This is a genomic window from Streptomyces griseorubiginosus (genome assembly GCF_017614965.1).
Taxonomy (GTDB): domain Bacteria; phylum Actinomycetota; class Actinomycetes; order Streptomycetales; family Streptomycetaceae; genus Streptomyces; species Streptomyces griseorubiginosus_B.
In genome coordinates, this window is the sequence record NZ_WVUG01000576.1 from 1 (window position 1) to 2178 (window position 2178).

Sequence of the window (2178 nt, forward strand, 5' to 3'; positions counted from 1 at the left end):
CCCACCCGGCGGTCTTCATCTGCTCCTCCGCCACCCCACCGGGCCCGGGCGTCCACGGCATGTCGGGCCACAACGCGGCGAAGGCGGTGTGGCGGCGACTGCGCCGGCAGCCGTAGCGGACAAGACCGGCCTCAACCAGCCGCTGTGGTCACAAAGTTGGGGATATCGGAAGCGCTTTCGGTGTTCTGTTTGTCACTTCGATGGGGCGGGAGTGGCACGTGTGAACGTTCCATTTTTGGATTAGTGTGCGGTCATGAAAGAGCGGAGACGCCTCTGGGACCTCGCGCTTCTCGTCCGGGCCCCAGCGGCGCTGAGCGTTCCCGGTGATGTGCTCGCGGGGGCGGCGGCCGCGGGAGATCCCCTGAACTTCCGAGTATTCGGCGCCATGAGTTCGTCCATGTGCCTCTACTGGGCCGGCATGGCCCTCAACGACTACGCCGACGCCACCATCGACGCCGTGGAGCGCCCTGAGCGGCCAGTACCGTCCGGCAGGGTGCCGCGCCGCACCGCACTCGCGGTCGCCGGCGGTCTGACCGCGGCCGGTCTGGGACTCGCCGCCGCCACCGGAGGGCGCCGCGGCCTGCTGGGCGCCGGCCCTCTCGCGGGACTGATCTGGGCCTACGACCTCGGCCTCAAGAACACCCCGGCGGGCGCGGCGACCATGGCGGGCGCGCGCATCCTGGACGTCCTGACGGGCGCGCTGGCGGCCTCCCCCGCCCAACGGGCCGGCACGGCACTGCGCAAGGGCGCGGGGCCGGCGGCGCTGGTGGGAGCCCACACCTACACGCTGATGGCCCTGAGCCGCCACGAGATCCACGGCGCCCCCGCCCGACTGCCGGCCAGGACCCTCGCGGCGTCAGCGGCCCTGGCGGTCGCGGCCGCCGCTCCGACCGTACGCGAGGCGGCCCGCGAAATTCGCCGCTCCGCACGCCCGGTCCCGCAACGAGGCGCCGCGCTCCGTCGTCCCGCCCTCCCCCTCCAAGGCGTACCGGTGTCGGCGCCCGCCCTCGCCCCCGACACCGGCACCGCCCTCGTCACCGCGGGCGCCGTGCTCGGTTACCTCGGCACGTACGGCACCGCCCAACTCAGAGCCCTACGCAAGCCATCCGGTGAGAACGTACGGCGGGCCGTCGGCGCCGGCATCCTCGCGCTCATGCCGTTGCAAGCGGCGCTGACCGCGCGGGCCGGTGCACCGGCCGCCGCCGCAGTCCTGGGCGTCGGCCACCCCCTCGCGCGACGCTTCGCCCGCCGTATGTCCCCCACCTGAACGTATCCCCCCGAACGCTGTACGAGGAACCGTCAGCATGGAACCACCTCCCACCCCCCTGAAATTCGGCTACGGCACCAACGGCTTCACTCACCACCGGCTCGACGCCGTCCTCGGCATCCTCGCCGACCTCGGCTACGACGGCGTCGCCCTCACCCTCGACCACATCCACCTCGACCCGTACGCCGACGATGTGTCCCGCCGGGTCACCGATCTCGCCCGGACACTCGCGCGGTACGGCCTCGACATCACGGTGGAGACGGGCGCGCCCTATCTCCTCGACCACCGGGGCAAAGACCTCCCCACGTTGATGTCGGAGCCGGACGGACGCAGAACCGACCTGCTGCGCAGGGCCGTTCGCATCGCGGCGGACCTCGGATCGCCGACCGTGCACCTGTGCAGCGGCCCGGCACAGGACGGTCTGGCGGAGACGGACGCCTTCAAGAGGCTGGCGGACGGGCTCGCGAGGGTCCTGGAGACGGCGCAGCGGTACGGCGTGGCGCTCGCCTTCGAGGCAGAGCCGTACATGTTCGTCGACACGGTGGAGCGCTGTCTGCGGCTGGCCGAACTCCTCGGCGGCCATGATCTGTTCGGCATCACCCTGGACATCGGGCACGCCCACTGCGTGGAGGAACGCCCCGTGCTGGAGTGCGTCCGGCTGGCGGCGCCGCGGCTGCTGAACGTACAGATCGAGGACATGCGGCGCGGCGTCCACCAGCACCTCGAATTCGGCGCCGGCGAGATCGACTTCCCGCCGGTGCTCGCGGAACTGCGGGCCCTCGGGCACCGGGGTCTGGTCTCCGTCGAGATCCAGGGTGGTGCCCTGGACGCCCCCGAAGTCGCCCGGCGTTCCATCGACTTCCTCAGGGCCGCAGCGGCGTAATCCCCCCTCTTCCCTCCCGCCCTCCCGC

General features: G+C 72.0%; 2 protein-coding genes. Both read left to right on the plus strand.

Going from position 1 to position 2178, the window contains the following annotated elements; all coding sequences use genetic code 11:
* Positions 1–253: 253 nt before the first annotated feature.
* Positions 254–1267 (plus strand): SCO3242 family prenyltransferase, encoded by a 1014-nt coding sequence (locus tag GRC12_RS43800; protein ID WP_208785999.1) that lies wholly within the window; start codon positions 254–256, stop codon positions 1265–1267.
* Positions 1268–1304: 37 nt separating this feature from the next.
* On the plus strand, positions 1305–2150 hold the full coding sequence (locus GRC12_RS43805) for a sugar phosphate isomerase/epimerase family protein (protein ID WP_208786000.1): 846 nt from the start codon (positions 1305–1307) through the stop codon (positions 2148–2150).
* The last annotated feature ends 28 nt before the right edge of the window (positions 2151–2178 follow it).

Excerpts from the sequence above, each read along its gene's own strand:
- GRC12_RS43800 (WP_208785999.1), top strand. The coding sequence starts at position 254 with ATGAAAGAGCGGAGACGCCTCTGGGACCTCGCGCTTCTCGTCCGGGCC.
- GRC12_RS43805 (WP_208786000.1), top strand. The coding sequence starts at position 1,305 with ATGGAACCACCTCCCACCCCCCTGAAATTCGGCTACGGCACCAACGGC.